This window comes from Sulfitobacter sp. 1A12056 (genome assembly GCF_043558125.1).
In the GTDB taxonomy this organism is placed as follows: Bacteria; Pseudomonadota; Alphaproteobacteria; order Rhodobacterales; family Rhodobacteraceae; genus Sulfitobacter; species Sulfitobacter faviae.
Map to the genome: position 1 here is coordinate 427336 of NZ_JBIFFY010000001.1, position 23678 is coordinate 451013.

Genomic DNA, 23678 nt, shown 5'->3' on the forward strand with positions numbered 1-23678 from the left:
TTTTATTGCTTTTGTTCTAGGGATGTTCTTGTTTTGTGTCAACCGTGGGTTGGCGTTAAATCAAGATGTACTTTTGCAAATCGCCCGCCTTGCGCGCCGGTTCATTAGGCGGGCGGATCATCAGTGCATCGGCCTGCGCGAGCACGGATAGAAGTGACGAATCCTGCCGGTCGTCCGGGTAGAGCGCGCCATCGCGAAGATGGGCACGCATGTAATGCGCACGCGGCCCATTCGGGCCAATCTCGCGTCCAAGGGCGGCTTCGCGTATGACAGCATGGACTTCGGTCAGCCCAAGCATGCGCCGCAGCATCGGCAACACGAAGATCGCACCGCAAACCATTGCAGAAACGGGGTTTCCCGGCAGCCCGATCATCGCGGCATCACCGATCTTGCCTGCCATCAACGGCTTGCCGGGGCGCATCGCGACCTTGTAAAAAGACTGCTCCATGCCAAGCTCAGCCGCCACGGGCGCGATGAGGTCATGATCGCCCACCGAGGCGCCGCCGATGGTGACGATCAAATCCGCGCCGCGGGCTAAGGCGAAGGCCTGTTTGAGCGATGCTGTCGTGTCCCGCGCGATGGGCAGCATGCGCACTTCGGCGCCCGCTTCTTCGAACATCGCGGCGAGGCCGTAGCTGTTGGAGGCGATGATCTGGTCGGGGCCGGGGCTTTCTCCGGGCTGCACCAATTCATCCCCCGTGGCGAGGATCGCGATGATGGGTTTGCGGGTGACCGGCACCTGCGCCACGTTCATCGCAGCGAGCAGCGCCACATCGGCGGGGCGCAAAATGCGCGGGGCGGTTAGGTATTCGCCTTTGGTGAAGTCTCCGCCAGCGGGGCGAATATTGTCTTTGTCATCAATACTGTGGCCGAGGGTGATAAGGTCACCCCGCCGGGTCACATCTTCTTGGATCACCACGAAATCGGCGCCTTCCGGCACCGGCGCGCCGGTGAAAATGCGCACGGCTTGTCCGGCCCGCAGGCTGCCCGCGTAGCCATGGCCAGCCGCGGCTTCGCCGACGACTTTGAACATCGCGTCCGCTTCGACTTCGGCGCGGCGCAGGGCGTAGCCGTCCATAGAGGAGGCGGCGAAGGGCGGCTGGCTGCGCTGCGCGCGCACGGGCTGCGACAAGACACGGCCATTGGCGGCCCGCAGCGCAACTTCTTCGGTTTCCAAAGGAGCGACAAGGTTCAGGACGGCTTCCAAAGCCGCTTCGACGCTGATCATGTCGCCTCGTAACGGCCTGATTTACCGCCATCTTTCAGAACGACCCGCGTGCCGCCAATCTCCATCGCCTTATCCACGGCTTTGGCCATGTCATAGACGGTGAGGGCGGTGACGGAGGCCGCAGTGAGGGCCTCCATCTCAACCCCAGTTTGGCCGGTGGTTTTGACGGTGGCGAGAATTCGGATGCCGGGCAGTGCGGCGTCGGCAGTCAGATCGACCTTGACCTTGGTGATCGGCAAAGGATGGCAAAGCGGGATCAGGTCTGCCGTCCGTTTGGCCGCCATGATCCCGGCGAGCCTTGCGACACCCAGAACATCACCCTTCTCAGCACGCCCTTCAGTAATGATATCAAGGGTTTCCGGCGCCATCTTGATGTAGCTTTCAGCCTTGGCTACCCGCGAAGTAACGGCTTTCTCCGAGACATCGACCATATGGGCGTCGCCCTCGGCGTCGAAATGGGTGAGCGCCATTACATCCCTCCGGGAACGAGCGGGTTGGCGAGCAGATCGCGGGTGGCCTGTTCGACATCTTGCTGCCGCATCAGGCTTTCGCCGATGAGGAAACAGCGCGCGCCGTAGACAGCCATATCGGCGAGGTCCGCGGGGGTGTAGAGGCCGGATTCACAGACCAGCATACGGTCGTGAGGGACGGCCTCTGACAGTTGGCGCGTCACATCAAGAGAGGTCTCGAAGGTGTTGAGATTGCGGTTATTAATCCCGATCATGCGGCTGTTGAGCTTTTCGGCCCGGGCGAGTTCCTCTGCGTCATGAACCTCAATCAGCGCGTCCATGCCCCATTCATCAGCGGCTTGCTCAAGTTCCGCGGCCTGCGCGTCAGAGACGGAGGCCATGATGATCAGGATGCAGTCGGCACCAAGGCTGCGCGCTTCGGCGACCTGATAGGGATCGTAAAGGAAATCCTTGCGCAGTACCGGTAGATCGCATTCGGCGCGGGCCTCGACGAGGAATTCCTTCGCGCCTTGAAAACTCGGGGTGTCGGTAAGGACCGAGAGGCAGGTCGCGCCGCCTGCGGCATAGGCGCGGGCGAGGGCGGCGGGTTCGAAATCTTCGCGGATCAAACCTTTGGAAGGGCTGGCTTTCTTGATCTCGGCGATCAGGCCATAGCCTTCGCGGGATGCTTTGTGCAAGCTCTGCGCGAAGGGGCGGACTGGCGGGGCCGCGCGGGCCGCGGCTTCGACCTCTGCCTGCGATTTTTCGGCCTTGGCAGCGGCAATTTCGTCCAGCTTATAGGCTTTGATTTTTTCAAGAATTGTGGCGGTCATGGCTTCCTCACGGCTTTGTCCAATGTATGCCGGGCTTGCCTTGGCCCTGCAACCAGTCATTCACGCGGCTGAAGGGGCGTGAGCCGAAGAAGCCGCGCCTTGCAGATAGCGGTGAAGGGTGCGGCGTCTCTATCTTCAGGTTGCGCGCCGGATCGACCTCTGCCGCCGCCTTTTGCGCATGCGCCCCCCAAAGCAGGTAGGCGCGGGGGCGATCAGAAAGACGGTTGAGCACCTGAGCGGTCAACTTTTGCCATCCGAGCCTCGCATGACCATGCGCGCAGCCCGCCGGAACGGTCAGCACGTTGTTGAGCAGCAGAACCCCTTGATCGGCCCAGAACCGCAGGTCTGGGTCTTGCGGTGATGCGCCAAGATCGGCGTCTAACTCCTTGAAGATATTGACAAGGGAGCGGGGAATGGGACGCACATCCGGCTCGGCCGAAAAGGCATAGCCATGGGCGTGGCCGGGTGTCGGATAGGGGTCTTGGCCAAGGATCACCACCTCCACAGCCGCTGGTTGCAGATGCTCAAGTGCGGCGAATATCTGCGGGGCGTGCGGTAGGACGACCCTCGTTTCCGCGGCAAGCTGTTCGGCGATACGCGGCCAATCCTCGGCAAAAAAGGGCAGCTCAGCCCATGCGCCAAGGGCGCTCAGGTTCGGCGGTGTCATGCCGACTGGCTGATCCGCGCCACTTTTTCGATCCGCTCACGCGCCGCGCCGCTGTCGATGCTTTCGCGGGCCATCTCGACACCGGTTTTCAGATCCGGGGCCACATCGGCCACCACCAAAGCAGAGGCCGCGTTCAGCAACACCGCGTCGCGGTAGCCTGATGGAACTCCGTCAAGGAGCGCCTTGAAATGTTTGGTATTTTCGGCGGGCTCACCCCCGGCGATGGCTTCGAACGGATGGACCGGGAGGCCCGCGTCTTCGGGGTGCAATTCGCGCAGGTTGACGACACCGTCTTCCAGTGCTGCGACCCAGCTGACACCGGTGATGGTCAGCTCATCCGTGCCATCGGAGCCATGCACCAGCCATGCTTTTTCCGATCCGAGCTGCTTGAGTGTCAGCGCCATCGGTTCAATCAGATCGCGGGTATAGGCGCCGGTTAGCTGCCGTTTGACGCCTGCCGGATTGGTCAGCGGCCCGAGGATGTTAAAAATCGTGCGGGTGCCAAGCTCGGACCGGGTCGGCATGACATGGGCGACGGCGGGGTGATGCATGGGCGCCATCATGAAACCGATACCGGCCTCGGCCAATTCACGCTCGACCACCGCGGGGCCGACCATGACGTTGATCCCCAGCTGCGACAGCGCGTCGGAAGCACCTGATTTCGAACTGAGGTTGCGGTTGCCATGTTTCGCCACGACAGCGCCTGCGCCTGCGGCCACGAAGGCGGCCGCGGTTGAGATGTTCAGCGTACCCTTGCCGTCACCGCCGGTGCCAACGATGTCGATCGCGCCTTCGGGCGCGCGCACGGCGTTGCATTTGCTGCGCATGACCTGTGCCGCGGCGGCATATTCGGTGACCGTCTCGCCGCGCGTGCGCAGCGCCATGAGGAACCCGCCTATCTGGCTGGGGGTCGCTTCGCCCTCGAACAGAATTTCAAAGGCTTCAACGGCCTGATCCGAGGTCAGCGGCCCGTTCGCGGCGGCATCCAGCAGGGGTTTCAGCGCGCTACTCATGCCGGGACCTTCATCTCGTTCAGGAAGTTTTGCAGCAGGGCGTGGCCATGCTCGGACCGGATCGATTCCGGGTGGAATTGCACGCCGTGCAGGGGCAACTCCCGGTGTTGCAGGCCCATGATGGTGCCGTCTTCAAGCGCTGCGGTGACTTCAAGGCAATCGGGCAGGCTCGCGCGTTCGACCACCAGCGAGTGATAGCGCGTGGCCCCGAAGGGCGAGGGGAGCCCGGCGAAAACGCCGCGCCCGTCGTGCTGCATCTGGCCCAGTTTACCATGCACGATATCATCCGCGCGCACGACCTTGCCGCCGAAGGCTTGGCCAAGGGTCTGATGGCCAAGGCAGACCCCCAGAAGCGGCACGCGCGCGGCAGCAGCGGCATGGGTCAACTCTAGGCAAATTCCCGCTTGGTCGGGGTCGCAGGGGCCGGGAGACAGCAGGATACCGGCGGGGTTCATGGCCATCGCTTCGTCCACGCTGAGCGCGTCGTTGCGGTGCACCTGCACATCCGCCCCGAGGCTGCCCAGATAGTGGACCAAGTTATAGGTAAAGCTGTCGTAGTTATCGATGAGCAGCAGCACAGGCAGGCATTTCTTTGTATTAGGACTGGAGAAACCGCGCCGGAGCGCGGTATAGGTTTTCGCATACATGTTCAGGCTTGAACCCCATCGTCAAGAGTTTGGGGCAAGCCAATTGAGGGGAACGCCGGGCTTTCTGGCCATGGCGCAGACAGCAGGAGTAGCGCAGATGGCACGCGGAGTTCTGAGCGGGCTGATTTGGGGTGGTGTGGCAAGCATCGGTGTGGCCGGTGCCGTGTCGCTGATGATGCCTTTGCCGCTGCCACCGCAAGTGGGCGATGCGCCCGGATCCGGTCCCGCGCCGGCGCGGATCAATGTGACGGATGCGGGCGAGCAGGGGCGCAGCCGCGATAGCGCGCCGGTGTTGAACGCCCCGGCACCGCGCGCGGATGTGCCGCAGCAAGACAGCCTCGCCGCGCTTGACCCCGACACGCAGACCTCGGCCAGCCTGCCTGAAACCGGTGGTGCGGAGGGGCTCAGCACCCCCGCGGCCCCCGAGGGGCAGACGCCGATGTCGCCTGGCGCGGAAGAGCCTGTCATGCCCAATCCGCAGGCCACAGCGCCGGATGCGCCGCCCGCGGCGGATGAGCTTTCGATCAGCACCGAACCCGCGCAGCCGCCCGCGCCGGATGTGGCGGGTATCGAAGGGGCCTTTGACGCGCCGCAGGGCATGGCCGCGCCGGAGGTCGAAGAGGAGGAGGAGGCGATCACTCTGCCGGCGGAAGAGGTCGTGGTTGAAGAGCCGGAGGCCGAAGCCGATGCGCTCGAAGACGCGCCTCGCGGTGAGGCGGAGGCCGCTGAAGCTGACCTGTCTTCCCCGATGCCTGAGCCGGATAAGATCGAGGAGGCGCGCCCCGCGCCGCTGGAAGAGACGGAGGTTGCCGAAGCCACTCCAGAGCCTGCTGAAACTGAAGCCGACAGCCGCCCGGCCATCGGCACACCAGCGACCAGCCTGACCGAGCGAGACACAGGCGTCGTGATTAACCGCCCCGGTGCAGAGGTGGTGGCAGAGCCCGCTGAAGCTGACGAAATCGTGAACGAGGACCCTCGCCCTGTGGTGGTCAACAGCCTCCCGAGCGACCTGCCTGAGGGCAAGCCGCTGATGAGCGTGGTGCTGATCGACGATGGCACCTCGGTCACCGCCGGCAGCGCCGGGCTGGCCGCATTGCGCAGCTTTCCCTATCCGCTGAGTTTCGCCGTCGATAGCACCTTGCCGGATGCCGCCGAGCGGGTGGAAACCTACCGCGAGGCTGGGTTCGAGGTCTTGGCCATGGTCGACCTGCCGCAGGGCGCGCAGCCCAGCGATGCCGAGACCGCATTTGGCGCCACGCTCGACCAGATTGGCCCGGTGGTGGGGGTGTTGGAAGGCACCGAAAGCGGCTTTCAAGGCAGCCGCGCGCTGGCCGATCAGGTGACCGATATCCTCGCGCAATCAGGCCACGGGTTGGTCACGCAGGACAAGGGGCTTAACACCATGCCCAAGCTGGCGCGCAAGGCGGGTGTGCCTGCCGATCCGGTGTTTCGCGATTTTGACAGCAAGGACCAGTCGGCGCGGGTGATCCGGCGTTTTCTGGATCAAGCGGCCTTCAAAGCGGGGCAGGAGGGCGCGGTGATTATGCTGGGCCGCCTGCGGCCCGATACCGTCTCCGCCCTGCTGCTCTGGGGGCTGCAAGACCGCGCGAGCGATGTGGCTTTGGTCCCGATCTCGGCGGTGCTGCTGCGCGAAGAGTGACCCCGCGCGGGGCGGGGTTTGACGTTAAATAATCTCGTCCTCGTCGAAGAGCGGGTCTTCCTCCAACTGGCTGGCGAGTTCATCTACCGTCGCCTCCGCCGCGCGGGGGCTAAGTTTGGCAAGGTGAAAGACCGCATCGCCCTCGTTAACGATGGGCAGCATCGCCCGCCCGATGAGGATGCCGGGCGCATCGGCCAGAAGCTCGGCCTCCTCCTTGCCGAAAGGGTCTGAGACGATGGCCAGAAGATCGCCTTCGGCGACAGTTTCGCCCTCGGCCCGGAAGGTGCGCAGCAGGCCGCCTGCGGGGGCGCGCAGCCAATGGGAAGCGGTGCAGATATAGGGCGCGCTGCGGGCGCGGGCGATGCCCTTGGCGGGCAGCATGTCTTGCCCGCGCAACACCCGCAAGATGCCCGCTAGACCCGCCCGCACGGCCATCTCGTCAAAGCGCAGCCCTTCGCCCGCCTCGTAGAGCAGGATCGGCGTGCCCTGTTTCGCGGCGACCGCGCGCATCGATCCGTCGCGCAGGGGGGAGGTCAGCACCACCGGCGCGCCGAAATCCAGCGCCATTTTCTGGGTCACCTTATCCGCCGGAGAGACGCGCACCTGCGGCAGGTTCGTGCGGTGGATCGCCGCCGAATGCAGGTCGATGCCGAAGTCGCAGCGCAGCACCACCTCTTGCAAAAAGATATGCGCCAGTCGCGCGCCGAGGCTGCCGGTGGGCGAGCCGGGGAAGCAGCGATTCAGATCACGGCGGTCGGGCAGGTAGCGCGAGCGGTTCAGGAAGCCGAAGGAGTTCACGACAGGCACGACTATGAGCGTGCCGCGCAGCGCCGAGAGTTGCGGCGCGCGCAACAGGCGGCGCAGGATCTCCACGCCGATCACCTCATCCCCATGCACCGCGGCCGAGACGAACATCGTCGGCCCGGGCCGTTTGCCCTGGAAGATTTCCAGCGACAGATGCACCGGCGTGTGGTCCGGCAGGATCGAGACGGGCAGATCCACGGCAAGGCTGCTGCCGGGGGCGACGGAATGCCCCGCGATCTGGAACGGCGCGCGGGGGGCCATGGTTAGCCGTTGCCCTTACCGCCGAAACGCGACGCATCCGCAGCCGCGCGGCGGATCGCGCCGGATTTATGCACGGTTTCCATGAACTCGGCCTCGGGGTCGCTGTCATAGACCACGCCGCCGCCTGCTTGGATATAGAGCGTCTCGTCCTTCACCACGGCGGTGCGCAGGGCGATGCACATGTCCATGTCGCCGCCCGCGCTGAAATAGCCCACGCCGCCGCCATAGACGCCACGTTTCTCGGGCTCCAACTCGTCGATGATCTCCATCGCGCGAACCTTTGGCGCGCCGGAAACGGTGCCCGCAGGCATGCCCGCGAAGAAGGCGTCGAGTGCGTCCTTGCCCTCTTTCAACTCGCCCACCACGTTTGAGACGATGTGCATCACGTGGCTGTAGCGCTCGACGATGAACTCTTCCGTCGGGCGCACGCTGCCGATCTTGGCAACCCGGCCCACGTCGTTGCGGCCCAGATCCAGAAGCATCAGATGTTCTGCCAACTCCTTGGGGTCGCTGAGCAAATCGGCTTCCAGCGCGCGATCCTCCTCCGGCGTGGCGCCGCGTTTGCGGGTGCCTGCGATGGGTCGGATGGTCACCTCGTTGCCGAAGACCCGCACAAGGATCTCGGGGCTGGCGCCCACCACATGGAAACCGCCGAAGTTGAAATAGAACATGAAGGGCGAGGGGTTGGTGCGCCGCAAGCTGCGGTAGAGCGCGAAGGGCGGTTGGGTGAAACCTTGGGCCCACCGCTGGCTTGGCACCACCTGAAAGATATCGCCCGCCTTGATATAGTCGCGCGCCTTTTCCACGGCGGATTTATAGCCCTCGCGGGTGAAATTGCTGACCGGCTCCGGCGCGTCCTCGGCCTCTCCCAAATCGCGGGAGGTCTGCGGCATGGCGCGTTCCAGATCGCGCACGGCGTCCATCACCCGCTCGGCGGCTTGGGCATAGGCCGCACGGGCGGTTTGGCCCTCGGATACCCAAGCGGGGGAGACGATGGTTACCTCGCCTTTCACCCCGTCGAGCACAGCGACGACCGAAGGCCGCACCATCACGGCGTCGGGCAGGCCCAGAGGGTCGGGGTTCACATTGGGCAGATGTTCCACCAGCCGGATCATGTCATAGCCGAGGTAGCCGAAAAGCCCGGCGGCGGCTTGCGGCAGATCGTCGGGCAGTGTGATCCGCGATTCCGCGATCACGTCGCGCAGACGGTCCAGCGGATCACCGGGCATTTCCTGAAAGGCATCGGCATCATAGCGCGCCGCACGGTTGAGCGCAGAGGTCTCGCCCCGGCAGCGCCAGATCAGGTCGGGCTTCATGCCGATGATCGAATACCGCCCGCGCACATCGCCGCCGGTGACGGATTCCAGCACAAAGGCATTCTCTGCCGCGCCGGTGAGTTTCAGCATCAATGACACGGGCGTGTCGAGGTCGGCGGCAAGGCGGGTGTAGACGATCTGATTCTCGCCCGCCTCATAGGCGCGGGCGAAACTATCGAAATCCGGGGTCAGGGCCATCAAAATTGCCTATCAGGGGAAGTTCACATGCACGGCATTGATCGCGCGCTGGTCGATCTGGGGATCGGCGTCGCGCATGACGGCATTGCTGTAGATATCGAAAAGACCTTGGGCCAGCGCCTGATCCAACTGCTGCGAGAGGCGGTCCATCAGCGCTTGGGTCTGGTCGTCTTCGCCTGCCGGTGTCACGGCATCAAGGCGCAATACCACGACGCTATCGCCCGCAGGCAGGACGGCCACGCCGCCTTCGTCGAGGTCAAAGACCTGATCCATGAAATCGTTTGGCGTGCCGTCGACATAGGAGCTGCGGGTCAGCCCTTCGCCAAGCTGCGGCGAAAGACCGGCGGCTTCAAAACCACCTTCTTCGGCCAGCGTCTCGGTTAGGCTTTCGGCCTTTTCAGTCAGCGCCTTGACGATCTGAGCGTTGCGCCATGCAGTCTCAACGGCGTCGCGGGCCTCTTCGAAAGGTTCGGGGCGCGCGTCTTTGGTCTCATCCAGACGCATGGCAAAGATGCCGCCGTCTTCGAGTTGATCGATCTGCGGGAAGTCATTGGCACTCAGCCCCGCAGCGGCTTCGCGGAAGGCACCATAGGCGGCGATGCCCTCGCTGCTGTCTTGGGTCCAATCGATGGTGCCGAGGCGCATCTTGGTTTCTTGGGCCAAGTCTTCGAGCGTGGCACCCCCGGCAAGCTGATCGTCAATCTCTTGCGCGCGGGCTTCGACGGCACGGGTGGCGCGGGTGATGGCGAGGGTCTCTTCCAGCACGTCACGGGCCTCTTCGAAAGGCACATGTTGCGCGGGGAGGATGGCGTTTACGCGGAACAGGGCCGGCCCGAGCGAGCTGGCCAGCGGGCCTACGATGTCACCGCTTTCGGCGTCAAAGACCGCATCGCCTGCATCATCAAGGTCGGATTTCGCGACATCGCCCAGATCGACATCCGCCAGAGCAAGGCCGCGCTCTTCGACCAGCGCCTCGAAAGTGGTGCCGTCGACCTCAAGCGCTGCGGCGGCGCGGTCTGCGGCCTCCTGATCGGCAAAGACCAGACGTTCGACCAAACGCCGCTCGGGCTGGTCGTATTCGTCGCTGCGGGCGTCATATTCGGCCCGCAGCTCTTCTTCGGGCACTTCGACTTCGTCCAGCAGATCTTCGGGGGCGAGCCAAGCGTAGGTGATGCTTTTGCTGGCGGGCAGCATGAAGTCATCGGTGTTGGCGTCGTAATAAGCGCGCAATTCGTCTTCGGTGGCGGCGGGCAGGGGCGCGTCGAGGTCATCCTCGCTGAGCCGGGCCCAAGTGAAGCTGCGCTCTTCGGCAACATAGTCGACCAGCGTGCGGGCATAGGTGTCGGGCATGGAGACGCCGCCCAGAATGGCGCGTTGGAGCAGGCCACGCGCGGCTTCTTCGCGGATCGAGCGTTCGAACTCGGCCTCGCTCATCCCGCTTTGCTGAAGGGCAAAGCGATAGCCTTCGCGGTCGAAATTGCCGTCGATCCCTTGGAAGGCCGAGATTGCCACGATCTCATCGCGCAGGGTGGCGTCACCGATGGAGATGCCCATTTCGTCGGCTTCGTGGTCCAGCGCGCGGTTGCGCACGATCCGTTGCAGCACGGCGCGGTCCAGCCCCATCTCTTGGGCGCGGGCGAAGGGCAGACTCTCACCGGTTTGCGCTTCGATCGCGCGGATTTCCTGCTGCAACTGGCGGGCATATTGATCGACCGAGATCGACTTGTCGCCCACGGTGCCGATGCTGCGCAGATTGCCGCTGAGGTTGATCGCGCCAAAGCCGCCCAGACCCAAGATCAAAAGGGCCATCAAGGCCCAGACGGCGGTTTTCGAAAAGCTGAAGCCCTTTTTGGCCATGACACGGTCCCTCGTTAATTTCGGACCTGTCTATGCGTTGCGTGGCAGGGCTGCAAGCCTGTCGAAAAGCACCTTCAGACCGGCGGCGTCGAGGTTGGCAAAGGCGATGCGCAGCTGGCTTTCGCCGCGGGCGTCACCTTCGGGCTGGAACATCGTGCCGGGAAGGCAGAGCACGCCTGCGTCGCGCACCAGATCGCGCGCCAGATCAGCCGAAGAGACGCTGAAAGGCTGGCGCATATAGGCGAAGTAGCCACCCAGCCCCAGAAGCTCCCAGCCCAGCGGTTCGAGCTTGGGCATAAGGTCGGCAATCGCGGCGCGGCGGGCGAGGATTTCCTCACGCTCTTCGGCAAGCCATGGGCCGAGGTTCTGCATTCCCCAAAGCGCGCCGTGCTGGCCGATCTGCGCGGGGCAGATGGCGACGGTGTCGAGGAACTTCTCGACCTCGGCCAACCGTGCGCGGCTGGCGATCAGCGCGCCGACGCGGTGGCCGGTCAGGCGGTAGGCCTTGGAGAAGGAATAGAGGTGAATGAGCGTGTCATGCCAATCGGGGTCGCGGAACAGCGCATGCGGCGGGCCGGGGCGGCTGTGGAAGTCGCGGTAGGTCTCATCAAGGATCAGCGCGATGCCGTGGCGGCGGGCCAGTTCGAAAAATTCCTGCACGAGGGCGGCAGGATATTCCACGCCGCCGGGATTGTTCGGCGTGACCAGCGCGATGGCACGGGTGCGCGGGGTGATGGAGGCCGCGGCCTTCTCGGGGTCGGGCAGCATGTCGGCCTCAACGGGCAGCGGCACCGCGGTGACGCCGCTCATATCAAGCCACATCTTGTGATTGAAGTACCACGGCGTCGGGATGATGACCTCGTCGCCCTCGCCGCAGAGCGTGGCGATGGCGGCGGCGAAGGCTTGGTTGCAGCCGGAGGTGATGCAGACCTGTTCGTCGGTCACCACGCCCGCGTATTTCTCGGCTGTTTGCCGCGCCAGTTCGGCGCGCAGTTCCGGCAGGCCCAGCACCGGCCCGTAGAGATGCGCCTCATCGTTGTTCAGCGTGACCTCGGCCATCGCACGGCGCAGCCCTTCGGGGGGCGGATCGACGGGCGCGGCTTGGCTCACGTTAATAAGCGGACGGTCAGGCGGGAAGTCGACGCCATCGAGCCAGCGCCGCGCCTCCATCACCGGGGGGAAGAACGTGGTGGCGGTGCGCGGAAGCGTCATGGGGGTATCCGGTCAGATAGGGGCAGGGCAGGTGGCGCGGGGCCGGTCAGTCCTTGCCGCGGTAGGGTTCGACATATTGCAGGGCCATGTCCCACGGGAAGAAGATCCATGTGTCCTGGCTCACGCCGGTGATGAAAGTATCGACCTGCGGCTCGCCCTCGGGCTTGGCATAGACGGTGGCGAAATGCGCCTGCGGGTAAAGCTCGCGCACCAGTTCGATGGTCTTGCCGCTATCGACAAGGTCGTCGACGATCAGGATGCCGGTGCCGTCGCCCATCATCTCGGCATCGGGGGATTTCAGCACTTTTGCCTCGCGGCGCTGGTCGGCGGCCCCGCCGCCCGAGTGGTAGGACATGACCGAGATCGTGTCGACGGTGCGGATGTCGAGTTCGCGCGCGACGATCATCGCGGGCGCCATGCCGCCACGGGTGATCGCCACCACGGCACGCCACGCGCCATCGTCGGGGCCCAGACCGTCGAGCCGCCACGCCAGCGCGCGGCTGTCGCGGTGGATCTGATCCCAAGAGATGTGAAAGCCCTTTTCATGGGGCAGGCGCGAGGCGTCCTTGGATTTGGTCATGGTGGTCCTTTGCAGCAGCTGGCGCGGGCACCCGCGCGAATTAATTTGGGCGGCTTATTCCTTGGACATGTCGGGCGCGTCAACCGCCTTCATGCCGACGACGTGATAGCCCGCGTCGACATGGAGGTTCTCGCCCGTGGTGCCGCTGCCCAGATCCGACAGCAGGAACAGCGCGGCCTTGCCCACGTCCTCTGTGGTGACGTTGCGGCGCAGGGGCGAGTTATACTCGTTCCATTTCATGATGTAGCGGAAGTCGCCGATGCCGGAAGCCGCCAGCGTCTTGATCGGCCCCGCCGAGACCGCGTTGACGCGGATGCCGTCCTTGCCCAGATCTTCGGCGAGGTATTTTACGCTCGCTTCCAGCGCCGCCTTGGCCACGCCCATGACATTGTAATGCGGCATCACCTTCTCGGCGCCGTAGTAGGTGAGCGTCAGCGCGCTTGCCCCGGGCGACATCATCTTCTCGGCGCGCTGCATCACGGCGGTGAAGGAATAGACCGAGATGTCCATCGACATGGCGAAATTGCCGCGGCTGGTGTCAACATAGCGGCCCCGCAGCTCGCCCTTGTCGGAAAAGCCGATGGCGTGCACGATGAAATCCAACTCACCCCAGCGTTCTTTCAGGCTCTCGAACAACGCATCAATCGACGCTTCATCGCCCACGTCGCAGGGCAGAACGATGTCGCTGCCAAGCTGCTCGGCCAGCGGGCCGACGCGTTTCTTCAGCGCTTCGCCTTGGTAGGAAAAAGCAAGTTCCGCCCCCGCATCGGCCAGTGCCTTGGCCACGCCCCATGCGATGGATTTGTCATTCGCCAGCCCCATGATGAGCCCGCGCTTGCCCTGCATCAGTTCGTTTCCCATTCCGCCGCCTTGTCTATGTTCTTGTCTATGTTCCGTTGAGGTTGTCTTGGTCTAGGCGATTGCAGCGCTACCATCAAGACTGCACAGGCGCCTTCACCCCCGAGATTGGCCATAAGATCGGCGGCTAACTGTCGGAAATCGGGTGAGGTTGTCCTTTGAGTTGCCGATTGTTAACAAATGCCATACCGAAGAGATCGGACCCCGGCGTAGAACCGGTGACAGGCAAAGCACTCTGAAGGAGATGCCGAATGGAGACGCGGACTGGTATTTTTGCGGGGGATGATCCCTTTGCAATTGCGCAGCGTTGGCTTTCCGAAGCAGAGGCGACCGAGCCTAATGATCCCAATGCCATCGCGCTCAGCACGGTAGATTCGCAAGGGCAGCCCAACGCCCGCATGGTGCTGCTGAAAGAGATCGAGCCAGAGGCTTTTGTCTTTTACACCAATTACGAAAGCCAGAAGGCGCAGGAACTTGACGGCGCGGGCAAAGCGGCCTTTGTCATGCATTGGAAATCCTTGCGCCGCCAATTGCGGGTGCGCGGCTTGATCAGCCGAGAGGACGGGCCGCAGGCCGATGCCTATTACGCCTCGCGCTCGCTCAAAAGCCGTCTGGGGGCTTGGGCCTCGCGCCAATCGCAGCCGCTCTCGGGCCGCGGTGCGCTGATGGCCGAGGTGGCCAAGGTGACGGCGCAGAAAGGGGTGAACCCTGAGCGCCCCCCGTTCTGGGGCGGCTACCGGATCACCCCGCTGGAAATCGAATTCTGGGCCGATGGCGAGTTTCGCCTGCATGACCGTTTCCAATGGCGGCGCGCAGATGTCGCGGCACCCTGGGCCGTGACCCGGCTCAACCCCTGATCTGACGGCGCGATACCCCATGAAAGATGTGTCTGAAACCCAAGCGGAACCAGCGGCGATAGATGACCCCCTCGAAGGCGTGGTCAAATGGTTCGACCCGGTCAAGGGTTTCGGCTTTGTCGTCGCGGATGCGGGCGGGGCGGACATCCTGCTGCACGTCAATGTCCTGCGCAATTACGGCCAAAGCTCTGTCGCGGATGGGGCGCGGGTGGCGGTGCGCGTCCAACAGACCGAGCGCGGGGCGCAGGCGGTCGAATTGCTTTCCGTCGAGGCGCCCAGTGAATTGCCCGCCGCCGTGGTGGAATTCGCCGGTTTCGATCCTGAGCAACTGGCCACCGCCGAGTTTGAGCCCGCCCGTGTCAAATGGTTCGACAAGGCCAAGGGATTCGGGTTTGCAAATGTCTTTGGCTGCGCGGAAGATGTGTTTTTGCATATCGACGTGCTGCGCCAATCCGGACTTTGTGATTTGCAACCGGGCGAAGCACTTGCCATGCGTGTGATTGTTGGCGATCGGGGTCATCTGGCGGCGGAGGTAAGCTCATGGGACGCGGTGATAGACGGCTAAAGGTCGGGCGACTGGCAAGGCATATGGCAGGGGCGGCACTGGCTGGCTTGCTGCTGACCGGCGCGGCGGTGGCCGAGGTTTGCCGTATCGATTCCGTGACGCTCCGCGGGGAGTGGGGGAAGGCCCGCTTCTCTGTCGAAGTGGCCGATGACACGGCGGAACGCGCCAAGGGGCTGATGCATCGGCGTTCGCTGCCCCTGAGCGCGGGCATGCTCTTTATCTACGAAAGACCTCAGCCCCTGAATTTCTGGATGCGCAACACGTTGATCCCGCTGGACTTGCTGTTCATAGACGAAAGGGGTGTGGTGCAGAAGATCCACCACTCCGCCAAACCGCTGGACGAAACACCGATCCCGGGCGGCGACGATTTGCTGTCGGTGCTGGAGATCAACGGCGGCCTGTCGAAACGCCTTGGGATCACCGAAGGCAGCGAAATCCGCCATCCGGCCTTTGCCGGGAACGCTCCGGCTTGGCCCTGCTAAAGACTTCGCGGATTTTCCAATTTTAAGGTCAATCGGGGCTTTTCAATTGGCGGGCTTATGGCTAAAGAAGCCCCAGTCGGAGCGTGGCGCAGCCTGGTAGCGCACCTGTTTTGGGTACAGGGGGTCGGAGGTTCGAATCCTCTCGCTCCGACCACTTTCTTACAACATCGCTGGTGTAGCGCTTCCCGCTTTGGTTGAGGCGCGCCCGTTGTCCTATCCTCATTCTGCACAAGATATAGTAGCTATCGCCGCCGCATTGGCAGGTTTGCGCCTGTGCGCGCCCAGATCGTGATGATTCTGCCGCGGTTCTTGACGCGGACATGGGGCAGGGGGCTTGGGCCGGGTGATCGTGGCACAGGGTTCACTTTCGGCGGCCTGTCGCCCGGCGGGTGATCTTGGGCTGTGGATGAATTCAACTAATCTCTCAAACACCTCCGCTAACCCGGCCCCGGCAATGGATTATTTCAAAGCCGCCCACCAATCGGACTTGCGGGTATCTTTGGGGATATCCTGAGGCTGAATCACTGGGGTAGGGCGCGGGGCAAATCGGGGGGCTTCGGTCAACTACCCGCCCCGAAATAATTCCGAAAAAAACCGTTGACCAATTAGTGTGATCTACGTCAGTTTGTGGGGGTCAAGTAAAGCGCCACAATATGTTGTGGTTAACGCAACGGGGCGCTTGGGCGGCGGGGACAGAGCATAGAGCCAGTGTTTCAATCGGTTTCGGGCCGCTTGCGTCAGCAGGTGGCGCGGGGAAGCTTTGTTCAAACTGCCAGCACATAGGGGTGAGACGGCCTGCCGTGGGCAGGTCGGCTCCAAATTTTGAGAGTTTGAAAAAGGGCAGCGACGATGAAGATTGAACGGAATTTCACCAAGGCCGGGCAGGATGCCTATGCGGATTTGGACTTTGTCACCACGGTGTCAGAGATCCGCAACCCTGACGGTTCGGTGGTGTTCAAGCTCGACAACGTCGAAGTGCCCAAATCCTGGAGCCAGGTCGCCAGCGACGTGATCGCGCAGAAGTATTTCCGCAAGGCGGGCGTGCCCAGCGAGACCCGCAAGGTCAAAGAAAAGGACGTGCCTGAGTTCCTGTGGCGTTCCGAACCCGCCGAAGGGGCCGAGATGGGCGGGGAGACTTCCTCCAAGCAGGTTTTCGACCGTCTGGCGGGCGCTTGGGCCTACTGGGGCTGGAAGGGCGGCTATTTCACCACCGAGGAAGACGCCCGCGCGTATTACGATGAGATGCGCCACATGCTGGCCAGCCAGCGCGCGGCCCCGAACAGCCCGCAGTGGTTCAACACCGGTCTGCACTGGGCTTACGGCATCGATGGCCCGGCGCAGGGGCATTACTACGTCGACTACAAAACCGGTAAGCTGACCCGGTCGAAATCCTCCTATGAGCACCCGCAGCCGCATGCCTGCTTCATCCAGTCTGTGGGCGACGATCTGGTGGGCGACGGTGGCATCATGGACCTCTGGGTTCGCGAGGCACGTCTGTTCAAATACGGCTCGGGCACGGGCACCAACTTTTCATCGCTCCGCGGAGAGGGCGAGAAGCTGTCGGGCGGCGGCAAGTCGTCGGGTTTGATGGGGTTCCTCAAGATCGGGGACCGCGCCGCTGGCGCCATCAAATCCGGCGGCACCACCCGCCGCGCTGCCAAGATGGTGATCGTCGACGCCGACCATCCCGATATCGAGGATTTCATCAACTGGAAGGTGCTCGAAGAGCAGAAGGTGGCCTCCATCGTCGCCGGCTCCAAGATGCACGAGCAGAAGCTCAACCTTTTGTTCGACGCGATCAAGGCATGGGACGGGGCCGAGGCGGATGCCTATGACCCCGCCAAGAACGCCGCGCTGAAACAGGCGATCCGCGAGGCCAAGAAGGTCGCGATCCCCGAAACTTACGTCAAACGCGTGCTGGACTATGCCAAGCAGGGCCACACCGGCATCGAGTTCCCGACCTATGACACCGACTGGGATAGCGAGGCCTACAACTCCGTCTCCGGCCAGAACTCCAACAACTCGATCCGCGTCACCAATGCCTTTCTGAAGGCCGTGGAGAAGGATGCCGACTGGGAGTTGATCAGCCGCACCGAGAACCGGGTTGTCAAGACCGTCCGCGCCCGCGACCTGTGGGATCAGGTCGGCCATGCCGCATGGGCCTGCGCCGATCCAGGGATCCAGTACCACGACACTGTGAACGACTGGCACACCTGCCCCGAGGACGGGGCGATCCGCGGCTCGAACCCCTGTTCGGAGTACATGTTCCTTGACGATACGGCGTGCAATCTGGCTTCGATGAACCTGCTGACCTTCCTTCAGGACGGGGTCTTTCAGGTCGAGGACTACATGCACGCTTCGCGCCTCTGGACCGTGACACTGGAAATCAGCGTGATGATGGCGCAGTTTCCTTCCAAGGAAATCGCGCAGCGGTCTTTTGACTTCCGCACGCTGGGTCTGGGCTATGCCAATATCGGCGGCTTGCTGATGAACATGGGCTATTCCTATGACAGCGACGAAGGCCGCGCTTTGGGCGGTGCCCTGACCGCGATCATGACCGGCGTCGCCTATGCGACCTCCGCTGAGATGGCGGGCGAATTGGGCGCCTTCCCGGGCTATGCCAAGAACGCCGAGCACATGCTGCGCGTCATCCGCAACCACCGCACCGCCGCCTATGGGAAGGCGGACGGCTATGAGCAACTCTCGGTCAAACCGGTGCCGCTGGATCACGCCAATTGCCCGCAGGCAGGGCTGGTCGACATCGCCAAATCCTGCTGGGACGAGGCGCTGAAACTGGGCGAAGCCCATGGCTACCGCAACGCGCAGACCTCCGTCATCGCGCCCACCGGCACCATCGGTCTGGTCATGGACTGCGATACCACCGGCATTGAGCCCGACTTCGCGCTGGTGAAGTTCAAGAAGCTCGCAGGGGGTGGATACTTCAAAATCATCAACCAATCCGTGCCTGCCGCGCTGGAAAAACTCGGCTACGGGTCGGCCCAGATCGAAGAGATCGTCAGCTATGCCGTCGGCCACGGCACCATCGGCAATGCGCCCGCGATCAACCACACCACGCTGGCAGGGCACGGCTTTGGCGCCAATGAATTGGCCAAGATCGACGCCGCGCTGAAACAGGCTTTCGACATCCGCTTTGTCTTCAATCAATGGACGCTAGGCGAAGCCTTCTGCACGCAGGTGCTGGGCATTCCGACCGAAAAGCTGAACGACCCGACCTTCGACCTGCTCCGCTCCCTCGGTTTCAGCAAGGCCGATATCGAAGCGGCCAATGACCACGTCTGCGGGACCATGACGCTCGAAGGCGCGCCGCATCTGCGCGAGGAGCATTACGACATCTTCGACTGTGCCAACCCCTGCGGCAAGAAGGGCAAGCGTTACCTGTCGGTCAACAGCCACATCCACATGATGGCAGCGGCGCAGAGCTTCATCTCGGGGGCGATCTCTAAAACGATCAACATGCCAAATGACGCGACGATCGAGGATTGCCAGAAGGCTTATGAACTCAGCTGGTCGCTGGGGATCAAGGCCAACGCGCTCTACCGCGATGGTTCGAAACTGAGCCAACCGCTGGCCGCAGCCCTCGTGGAGGACGACGAAGACGCTGCCGAGACGCTGGAAAGCGGCAACACGCATGAGAAGGCCGCCGTTTTGGCTGAAAAGATCGTCGAAAAGGTGATCGTCAAAGAGATCATCAAATCACACCGCGAGAAGATGCCACAGCGCCGCAAGGGCTATACCCAGAAGGCCAACGTGGGCGGTCACAAAGTTTATCTGCGCACCGGCGAATATGAGGACGGCAAGCTGGGCGAGATCTTCATCGACATGCACAAGGAAGGCGCGGGCTTCCGGGCGATGATGAACAACTTCGCCATCGCGGTCTCGGTCGGTCTGCAATACGGCGTGCCGCTGGAGGAATTCGTCGATGCCTTCACCTTCACCAAGTTCGAACCGGCGGGCATGGTGCAGGGCAACGACAGCATCAAACAGGCGACCTCGATCCTCGACTATGTGTTCCGTGAATTGGCGGTGAGCTACCTCGACCGCACCGATCTGGCGCATGTGAAGCCCGAGGGCGCGACCTTTGACGATCTGGGCCGGGGCGAGGAAGAGAACCTCTCGAACGTCAGCGAGTTGAGCGAGGGGGCCGCGAATAAGTCCTTGGAAGTGCTCAAGCAAATCAGCTCCACCGGCTATCTGCGCAACCGCCTTCCACAAGAGTTGGTAGTGTTGCAGGGCGGGCAGGGCGTCGAGCCGAGCACCGCCTACGCCCCCCAAGTGAGCGGCGGCGACGTGGCGGTCGCGGTGCAACCCTCGGCCTCTGCCAGCACCGGGGCGGTCAGCCTTGATGCGCGGGCCAAGGCCAAGATGCAGGGCTATGAAGGCGAAGCCTGCGGTGAATGCGGCAACTACACATTGGTTCGCAACGGCACCTGTATGAAGTGCAACACCTGCGGCGGCACCTCGGGCTGTAGCTGATGAGATGTGCCCCGAAAGGGGCGCGCAGGGGCAGGGCCGCAAGGCCCGCCCCGACGAGGCTGCCGGCGCGCCTCAGGCATACTTGCGCGAAAGGGTTAATTTCCGCGCTGCCATCCAGATTGCGTTAACCAAAATTAAACCAGTCTCTCCCTATCAAGGTCATGAAAGGGAGAATTTGATGAAACGTCTTGTTATATTGGGATTTCTCACCGGATTGCTGGCCGCTTGTGTGGAGCCCCCGGCCTCGCCCATGGAAGCTGCGGCGCGCAAAGCGGCGGCGGCAGAATTGACGGCGAAACAATGTGCGGGGTTTGCGGGCGGCTATGAAAGCGTGCGCAAGCTGCGGCATGATGCCAACCAAAATATCGCCACCGCGCGGCGACTTGGGGCCACAGATGCCACCATCGCCAAGGCAAGGGCGGATGTGCGTATGGCCTTTGATATGCAGGTCGCTTTCTCGACCCCGCAACAGGCCTGCAACATGATGGTGGGCGAATTGGCTTGGGCCACGGGGTGAGGGCGTCTAGCGATGCGCCACGTCGAGCCAGATCGGCAAATGGTCCGAGGCGCGGCGGGTCTGGGCCGTCTCGATCACACCGCCTTGGCGCACAGTAAGATGTTGGTCCAAGGCGATGCGATCTAGGAAGGCCACGGGCATCCGCGCGTGATAGCTTTTGCCCGGCGCATGAATGGTGAACCGTTTCGCCAGACGCCCGAGCCCCACCTTTTGCGACCATTCGTTCAAGTCGCCCGCGATCAGCGTGGGGCAGGCGGCGCATGCGTCGAGATGGGCGATCATGGCGCTCAGCTGCTCCTTGCGCGACGGACGCAGCAGGCCGAGATGCGAGGCGATCACGCGCAATTGGCGCGCGCCGAGATGCAGGTCGGCCACCATGGCGCCGCGCGGCTCCACCCCCGGCAGGGTCAGATGCGCCACCCGGTCGATCTTGGCCGAGGGGCGGACCAGAACGGCATTGCCATGCCAGCCGATGCTCACGTCGCTCGGCGTGGGCAGAGGGCGCAGGCCCGTCACCTCTTCGACCCGGTCGAGCGGCAGGGCCGAGGGGCGCGGCGCGCGGCGGCGGTCGGCCTCTTGCAGCACCACTACATCGGCATGCAGACTGCGGATGATCCGCATGATCCGCTCAGGATCGCGGCGCCGGTCGGTGCCCATGGCCTTGCGGATGTTATAGCTCACGATGCGCAGCGATTGCGGGGCGACGGCGGGGATCATAGGATGGGCGCTCCCAGACGAAACAGCCCTTCGGCCACCTTGCGGAACATCCCGCTGGGCGGTCTTTCCATGGCGCAATGCTCGGAAAGATGTTCGAACCAATCATGCAGCTTCGCGACCGAGGCCGCGTCATAGACAAAGAGCGTGACCTCGAAATTCAGCAGCATGCTGCGCACGTCGAAATTGGCCGTGCCCACCAGCCCCAGATCGTCGATGATCCCGGCTTTGGCGTGGATCATCCCGGGCTGGTAGTACAGCACATGGCCGCCTGCCTCATGCAGATCGCGCAGATAGGCGCCCCGCGCGAAATCGGCCATCCGTTGGTTCGAGCGTTCGGGGACCAGTACCCGTACATCCACCCCCCGCCGGGCCGCAGTGGTCAAAGCCGAACCGAGCGCCTCGGTCGGCACGAAATAGGGGGTCACCAACCAAATCCGCGCCTCGGCCAGATGGATCGCGCGGATCAGACCATCATGCAGCGGGTCTTCGGCGATATCAGGGCCGGAGGGCACGAGTTGCACCGTTGCCGTCCCGCCCGTATGGGCCGCGACCGAGGGGGCCGGGTCCAAAGCCTCCCCGCTGGCGACGCCCCAGTCTGAGCGGAACACATCGCCGAAACTCTGCACCGCGCGGCCTTCGAGCAGAAAGGCCAGATCGGTCCAGCCATCCTCCAAGGCCGCAGGCCCGAGGTAATGCGCGCCGATGTTCATGCCCCCGGAAAACACCCGCGCATCATCGGCGATGATCATTTTGCGGTGGTTGCGTAGGTTCAGATGGCCCGATCCCGGCAGTTGCAGTAGCGGAGAGTAAAAGCGTACATCGCCGCCCGCCTCGCGCAGGCGGCGCAGGGCGGCTGTCGGGCCGCGCAGGGTGCCCAAACGGTCCATCAGCAGCCGAACTTTCACGCCCGCCTTGGCGCGTTCGGTCAGCGCGTCGACGAAAATGCGTCCGGTGTCGTCATTGGCTACGATGTAAAAAAGCACGTCGAGCCGTTTCTCGGCCCCTTGGATCAGCGCCATCACCGCTTCATGGGCCGCCGTCGGGTCGCCCAAGAGCCGCAGGTCTTGGCCATGGACGGCGGCGGGCAGGCCGAAATACTGCATCGTCGCGTCAAGCGTATGCACAGGGCGGGGCGGCGGGCCGCCGGTATCGCCTTTCAGAAAGTGCACCGGTGAATAGCGCGAGGATTGTTTGCGAAAGCCAAGCCCCAGAAACAGCGGCACCGCGACCCAGGGCAGCACGATGATGAACAGTAGCCACGCCGCAGTCGATTGCGGCGTGCGGCGCTGTTGCAAAATCACGATCGCCGCGAGCAGCGTCAGGATCACGATGATGACGATTTCCAGATGGGTGGTGATCCAAGACATGGGGTGGGGCCTGCTCCTTCTTGCTGACAATACAAGCAGATAACGCGTTCAGTGGTGACAGCAAGCCTCGGACGGGGTCTACCGTGAGGGCATGGTGCGGGGCCGGGGGCGTTTTGGTGCTTTTCGATCGGGGAGCCTCTTTCGCGCGGTTGTCTCTGGGTCGTTTCTCTGGCGGAACTTTCGCTGCGGTGAGGGCAAACATGGCCGGGAATTCGTGTTGCGGCATCAACCCTTTGATTTAGCGAGATAAAATGCATCTGCGCGCCGCCTAATTCGACACATGATACATAACTTAAGCGGCCCCTAGCCGAGGGTATGTTGCAAATGTGCGACAATCAGCGCATCGCAATTCTGTGATGTGAAAAAACTGAAACCCAACCCTAAATGGGGCGTTGCGTGAGTGACCCTGCGGCGAGGATCGCGGGGTCACCTGTATTTAAGGAGCAGAACATGAAACGCACGACAACAATCGCCAGCATCGCCCTGATCGCATCCACCGCCTTCGCGGGTGCAGCAGCAGCCGGTTCGCTGGAAGACACCACCGTTGAAGCACCGGTTTTCACACCGGCGCCGACACCCGTGGCCGTTGATGGCGACTGGACAGGCTTCTACACCGGTCTTCAGGTCGGCCAGACCGACGTCGACAGCGACAGCGGCAACCTTGACGGCGACGACACGTCTTACGGTTTCCACGCCGGTTACGACTATGACTTCGGCAAATTCGTTCTGGGTGGCGAACTTGACTACGACAAGACCGACATCGATCTGGGCAACGGCGCAGGCGATGTGGACTCCGTGGCACGCGCCAAGGTCAAGGCTGGCTACGACTTCGGCAAGACACTGGTTTACGCAACAGCCGGTGCGGCCCGTGCCGACACAAGCGTTGGCGATGAAACCGGCCCCTTCGCCGGTCTGGGCGTCACCTATAAAGTGACCGACCGCTACACCGTCGGTGGCGAAGTGCTGCAGCACAAATTCGATGACGTAGGCGGCACAGGCGAAGATCTCGACGCGACCACGATCTCCCTGCGCGGTTCCATGCGCTTCTGATCGGTCTTGGCGGGATCACCCGCTTTGATGAAGGGCCGGCTTCCGA

At 63.1% G+C, this 23678-nt stretch carries 21 protein-coding genes and 1 tRNA gene; 8 read left to right on the top strand and 14 right to left on the bottom strand.

Annotated elements, in window-relative coordinates:
- Positions 1–55: 55 nt before the first annotated feature.
- From glp to ACGYLD_RS02095, 6 genes are read right to left on the bottom strand one after another with little or no spacing between them, the layout of a single operon-like run.
- Complete coding sequence (gene glp, locus ACGYLD_RS02070; protein WP_394400879.1) at positions 56–1228, bottom strand: gephyrin-like molybdotransferase Glp; 1173 nt, start codon at positions 1226–1228, stop codon at positions 56–58.
- Positions 1225–1698: a cyclic pyranopterin monophosphate synthase MoaC gene (gene moaC / locus ACGYLD_RS02075; protein WP_394400882.1), complete on the bottom strand. Its 474-nt coding sequence runs from the start codon at positions 1696–1698 to the stop codon at positions 1225–1227. The genes glp and moaC overlap by 4 nt, the downstream gene beginning before the upstream one ends.
- Positions 1698–2510 carry an indole-3-glycerol phosphate synthase TrpC gene (gene trpC, locus ACGYLD_RS02080; protein ID WP_271687133.1) on the bottom strand — a complete coding sequence of 271 codons (813 nt, stop codon included), beginning with the start codon at positions 2508–2510 and terminating at the stop codon, positions 1698–1700. The genes moaC and trpC overlap by 1 nt, the downstream gene beginning before the upstream one ends.
- Before the next feature lie 7 nt (positions 2511–2517).
- Positions 2518–3177, bottom strand: coding sequence for a uracil-DNA glycosylase (locus tag ACGYLD_RS02085; RefSeq protein ID WP_394400885.1), 660 nt, complete (start codon positions 3175–3177; stop codon positions 2518–2520).
- Positions 3174–4190 carry an anthranilate phosphoribosyltransferase gene (gene trpD / locus ACGYLD_RS02090; protein ID WP_271687135.1) on the bottom strand — a complete coding sequence of 339 codons (1017 nt, stop codon included), beginning with the start codon at positions 4188–4190 and terminating at the stop codon, positions 3174–3176. The genes ACGYLD_RS02085 and trpD overlap by 4 nt, the downstream gene beginning before the upstream one ends.
- A complete protein-coding gene (locus ACGYLD_RS02095; RefSeq protein ID WP_394400888.1) occupies positions 4187–4768 on the bottom strand; it encodes an anthranilate synthase component II in 582 nt (193 codons plus the stop codon). The genes trpD and ACGYLD_RS02095 overlap by 4 nt, the downstream gene beginning before the upstream one ends.
- Positions 4769–4934: 166 nt before the next feature.
- On the opposite strand from ACGYLD_RS02095, the gene ACGYLD_RS02100 reads away from it, so the two are divergent.
- Complete coding sequence (locus ACGYLD_RS02100; RefSeq protein WP_271691438.1) at positions 4935–6497, top strand: polysaccharide deacteylase family 2 protein; 1563 nt, start codon at positions 4935–4937, stop codon at positions 6495–6497.
- A gap of 24 nt (positions 6498–6521) precedes the next feature.
- Here ACGYLD_RS02100 and ACGYLD_RS02105 read toward each other — a convergent pair whose 3' ends face one another.
- From ACGYLD_RS02105 to fabI, 6 genes are read right to left on the bottom strand one after another with little or no spacing between them, the layout of a single operon-like run.
- Complete coding sequence (locus ACGYLD_RS02105; protein ID WP_394400891.1) at positions 6522–7562, bottom strand: succinylglutamate desuccinylase/aspartoacylase family protein; 1041 nt, start codon at positions 7560–7562, stop codon at positions 6522–6524.
- Between the two features lie 2 nt (positions 7563–7564).
- Positions 7565–9076 (bottom strand): anthranilate synthase component I, encoded by a 1512-nt coding sequence (gene trpE / locus ACGYLD_RS02110; RefSeq protein WP_394400894.1) that lies wholly within the window; start codon positions 9074–9076, stop codon positions 7565–7567.
- A gap of 12 nt (positions 9077–9088) precedes the next feature.
- Positions 9089–10933, bottom strand: coding sequence for a peptidyl-prolyl cis-trans isomerase (locus ACGYLD_RS02115; protein ID WP_394400897.1), 1845 nt, complete (start codon positions 10931–10933; stop codon positions 9089–9091).
- A gap of 30 nt (positions 10934–10963) precedes the next feature.
- A complete protein-coding gene (locus ACGYLD_RS02120) occupies positions 10964–12145 on the bottom strand; it encodes an aminotransferase (protein WP_394400899.1) in 1182 nt (393 codons plus the stop codon).
- 46 nt (positions 12146–12191) lie between these two features.
- Positions 12192–12725, bottom strand: coding sequence for a xanthine phosphoribosyltransferase (gene gpt / locus ACGYLD_RS02125; RefSeq protein WP_067261592.1), 534 nt, complete (start codon positions 12723–12725; stop codon positions 12192–12194).
- 54 nt (positions 12726–12779) lie between these two features.
- Positions 12780–13586 (bottom strand): enoyl-ACP reductase FabI, encoded by an 807-nt coding sequence (fabI, locus tag ACGYLD_RS02130; protein ID WP_271691433.1) that lies wholly within the window; start codon positions 13584–13586, stop codon positions 12780–12782.
- Positions 13587–13834: 248 nt separating this feature from the next.
- Here fabI and pdxH point away from each other — a divergent pair, with 248 nt between their 5' ends.
- From pdxH to ACGYLD_RS02160, 6 genes are all read left to right on the top strand, one after another.
- Positions 13835–14440 (top strand): pyridoxamine 5'-phosphate oxidase, encoded by a 606-nt coding sequence (gene pdxH, locus ACGYLD_RS02135; protein WP_394400901.1) that lies wholly within the window; start codon positions 13835–13837, stop codon positions 14438–14440.
- Between the two features lie 19 nt (positions 14441–14459).
- On the top strand, positions 14460–15005 hold the full coding sequence (locus tag ACGYLD_RS02140) for a cold shock domain-containing protein (protein ID WP_271691431.1): 546 nt from the start codon (positions 14460–14462) through the stop codon (positions 15003–15005).
- A 23-nt stretch (positions 15006–15028) separates the two neighbouring features.
- Positions 15029–15487, top strand: coding sequence for a DUF192 domain-containing protein (locus tag ACGYLD_RS02145; RefSeq protein ID WP_271693828.1), 459 nt, complete (start codon positions 15029–15031; stop codon positions 15485–15487).
- Between the two features lie 77 nt (positions 15488–15564).
- A tRNA-Pro gene (locus ACGYLD_RS02150) sits at positions 15565–15641 on the top strand.
- Positions 15642–16336: 695 nt separating this feature from the next.
- Positions 16337–19981, top strand: a complete 3645-nt coding sequence (locus ACGYLD_RS02155) for a vitamin B12-dependent ribonucleotide reductase (protein ID WP_394400903.1) — start codon at positions 16337–16339, stop codon at positions 19979–19981.
- A gap of 178 nt (positions 19982–20159) precedes the next feature.
- Complete coding sequence (locus ACGYLD_RS02160; RefSeq protein ID WP_271691429.1) at positions 20160–20498, top strand: hypothetical protein; 339 nt, start codon at positions 20160–20162, stop codon at positions 20496–20498.
- Positions 20499–20504: 6 nt separating this feature from the next.
- On the opposite strand, the gene ACGYLD_RS02165 is transcribed toward ACGYLD_RS02160, so the two are convergent.
- Together ACGYLD_RS02165 and ACGYLD_RS02170 are read right to left on the bottom strand one after the other, a co-directional pair.
- Positions 20505–21215, bottom strand: coding sequence for an endonuclease/exonuclease/phosphatase family protein (locus ACGYLD_RS02165; RefSeq protein WP_271691428.1), 711 nt, complete (start codon positions 21213–21215; stop codon positions 20505–20507).
- On the bottom strand, positions 21212–22582 hold the full coding sequence (locus ACGYLD_RS02170) for a phosphatidylserine/phosphatidylglycerophosphate/cardiolipin synthase family protein (protein WP_271691427.1): 1371 nt from the start codon (positions 22580–22582) through the stop codon (positions 21212–21214). Before ACGYLD_RS02170 ends, ACGYLD_RS02165 begins: the two co-directional genes overlap by 4 nt.
- A 450-nt stretch (positions 22583–23032) precedes the next feature.
- Here ACGYLD_RS02170 and ACGYLD_RS02175 point away from each other — a divergent pair, with 450 nt between their 5' ends.
- Complete coding sequence (locus ACGYLD_RS02175; RefSeq protein ID WP_271691426.1) at positions 23033–23632, top strand: outer membrane protein; 600 nt, start codon at positions 23033–23035, stop codon at positions 23630–23632.
- Positions 23633–23678 lie beyond the last annotated feature (46 nt).

What these genes read in the sequence shown, in the direction of transcription:
- glp (WP_394400879.1), bottom strand. Translation starts at nt 1,228, where the DNA reads ATGATCAGCGTCGAAGCGGCTTTGGAAGCCGTCCTGAACCTTGTCGCT.
- moaC (WP_394400882.1), bottom strand. Translation starts at nt 1,698, where the DNA reads ATGGCGCTCACCCATTTCGACGCCGAGGGCGACGCCCATATGGTCGAT.
- trpC (WP_271687133.1), bottom strand. Translation starts at nt 2,510, where the DNA reads ATGACCGCCACAATTCTTGAAAAAATCAAAGCCTATAAGCTGGACGAA.
- ACGYLD_RS02085 (WP_394400885.1), bottom strand. Translation starts at nt 3,177, where the DNA reads ATGACACCGCCGAACCTGAGCGCCCTTGGCGCATGGGCTGAGCTGCCC.
- trpD (WP_271687135.1), bottom strand. Translation starts at nt 4,190, where the DNA reads ATGAGTAGCGCGCTGAAACCCCTGCTGGATGCCGCCGCGAACGGGCCG.
- ACGYLD_RS02100 (WP_271691438.1), top strand. Translation starts at nt 4,935, where the DNA reads ATGGCACGCGGAGTTCTGAGCGGGCTGATTTGGGGTGGTGTGGCAAGC.
- ACGYLD_RS02105 (WP_394400891.1), bottom strand. Translation starts at nt 7,562, where the DNA reads ATGGCCCCCCGCGCGCCGTTCCAGATCGCGGGGCATTCCGTCGCCCCC.
- trpE (WP_394400894.1), bottom strand. Translation starts at nt 9,076, where the DNA reads ATGGCCCTGACCCCGGATTTCGATAGTTTCGCCCGCGCCTATGAGGCG.
- ACGYLD_RS02115 (WP_394400897.1), bottom strand. Translation starts at nt 10,933, where the DNA reads ATGGCCAAAAAGGGCTTCAGCTTTTCGAAAACCGCCGTCTGGGCCTTG.
- ACGYLD_RS02120 (WP_394400899.1), bottom strand. Translation starts at nt 12,145, where the DNA reads ATGACGCTTCCGCGCACCGCCACCACGTTCTTCCCCCCGGTGATGGAG.
- gpt (WP_067261592.1), bottom strand. Translation starts at nt 12,725, where the DNA reads ATGACCAAATCCAAGGACGCCTCGCGCCTGCCCCATGAAAAGGGCTTT.
- fabI (WP_271691433.1), bottom strand. Translation starts at nt 13,586, where the DNA reads ATGGGAAACGAACTGATGCAGGGCAAGCGCGGGCTCATCATGGGGCTG.
- pdxH (WP_394400901.1), top strand. Translation starts at nt 13,835, where the DNA reads ATGGAGACGCGGACTGGTATTTTTGCGGGGGATGATCCCTTTGCAATT.
- ACGYLD_RS02140 (WP_271691431.1), top strand. Translation starts at nt 14,460, where the DNA reads ATGAAAGATGTGTCTGAAACCCAAGCGGAACCAGCGGCGATAGATGAC.
- ACGYLD_RS02145 (WP_271693828.1), top strand. Translation starts at nt 15,029, where the DNA reads ATGGCAGGGGCGGCACTGGCTGGCTTGCTGCTGACCGGCGCGGCGGTG.
- ACGYLD_RS02155 (WP_394400903.1), top strand. Translation starts at nt 16,337, where the DNA reads ATGAAGATTGAACGGAATTTCACCAAGGCCGGGCAGGATGCCTATGCG.
- ACGYLD_RS02160 (WP_271691429.1), top strand. Translation starts at nt 20,160, where the DNA reads ATGAAACGTCTTGTTATATTGGGATTTCTCACCGGATTGCTGGCCGCT.
- ACGYLD_RS02165 (WP_271691428.1), bottom strand. Translation starts at nt 21,215, where the DNA reads ATGATCCCCGCCGTCGCCCCGCAATCGCTGCGCATCGTGAGCTATAAC.
- ACGYLD_RS02170 (WP_271691427.1), bottom strand. Translation starts at nt 22,582, where the DNA reads ATGTCTTGGATCACCACCCATCTGGAAATCGTCATCATCGTGATCCTG.
- ACGYLD_RS02175 (WP_271691426.1), top strand. Translation starts at nt 23,033, where the DNA reads ATGAAACGCACGACAACAATCGCCAGCATCGCCCTGATCGCATCCACC.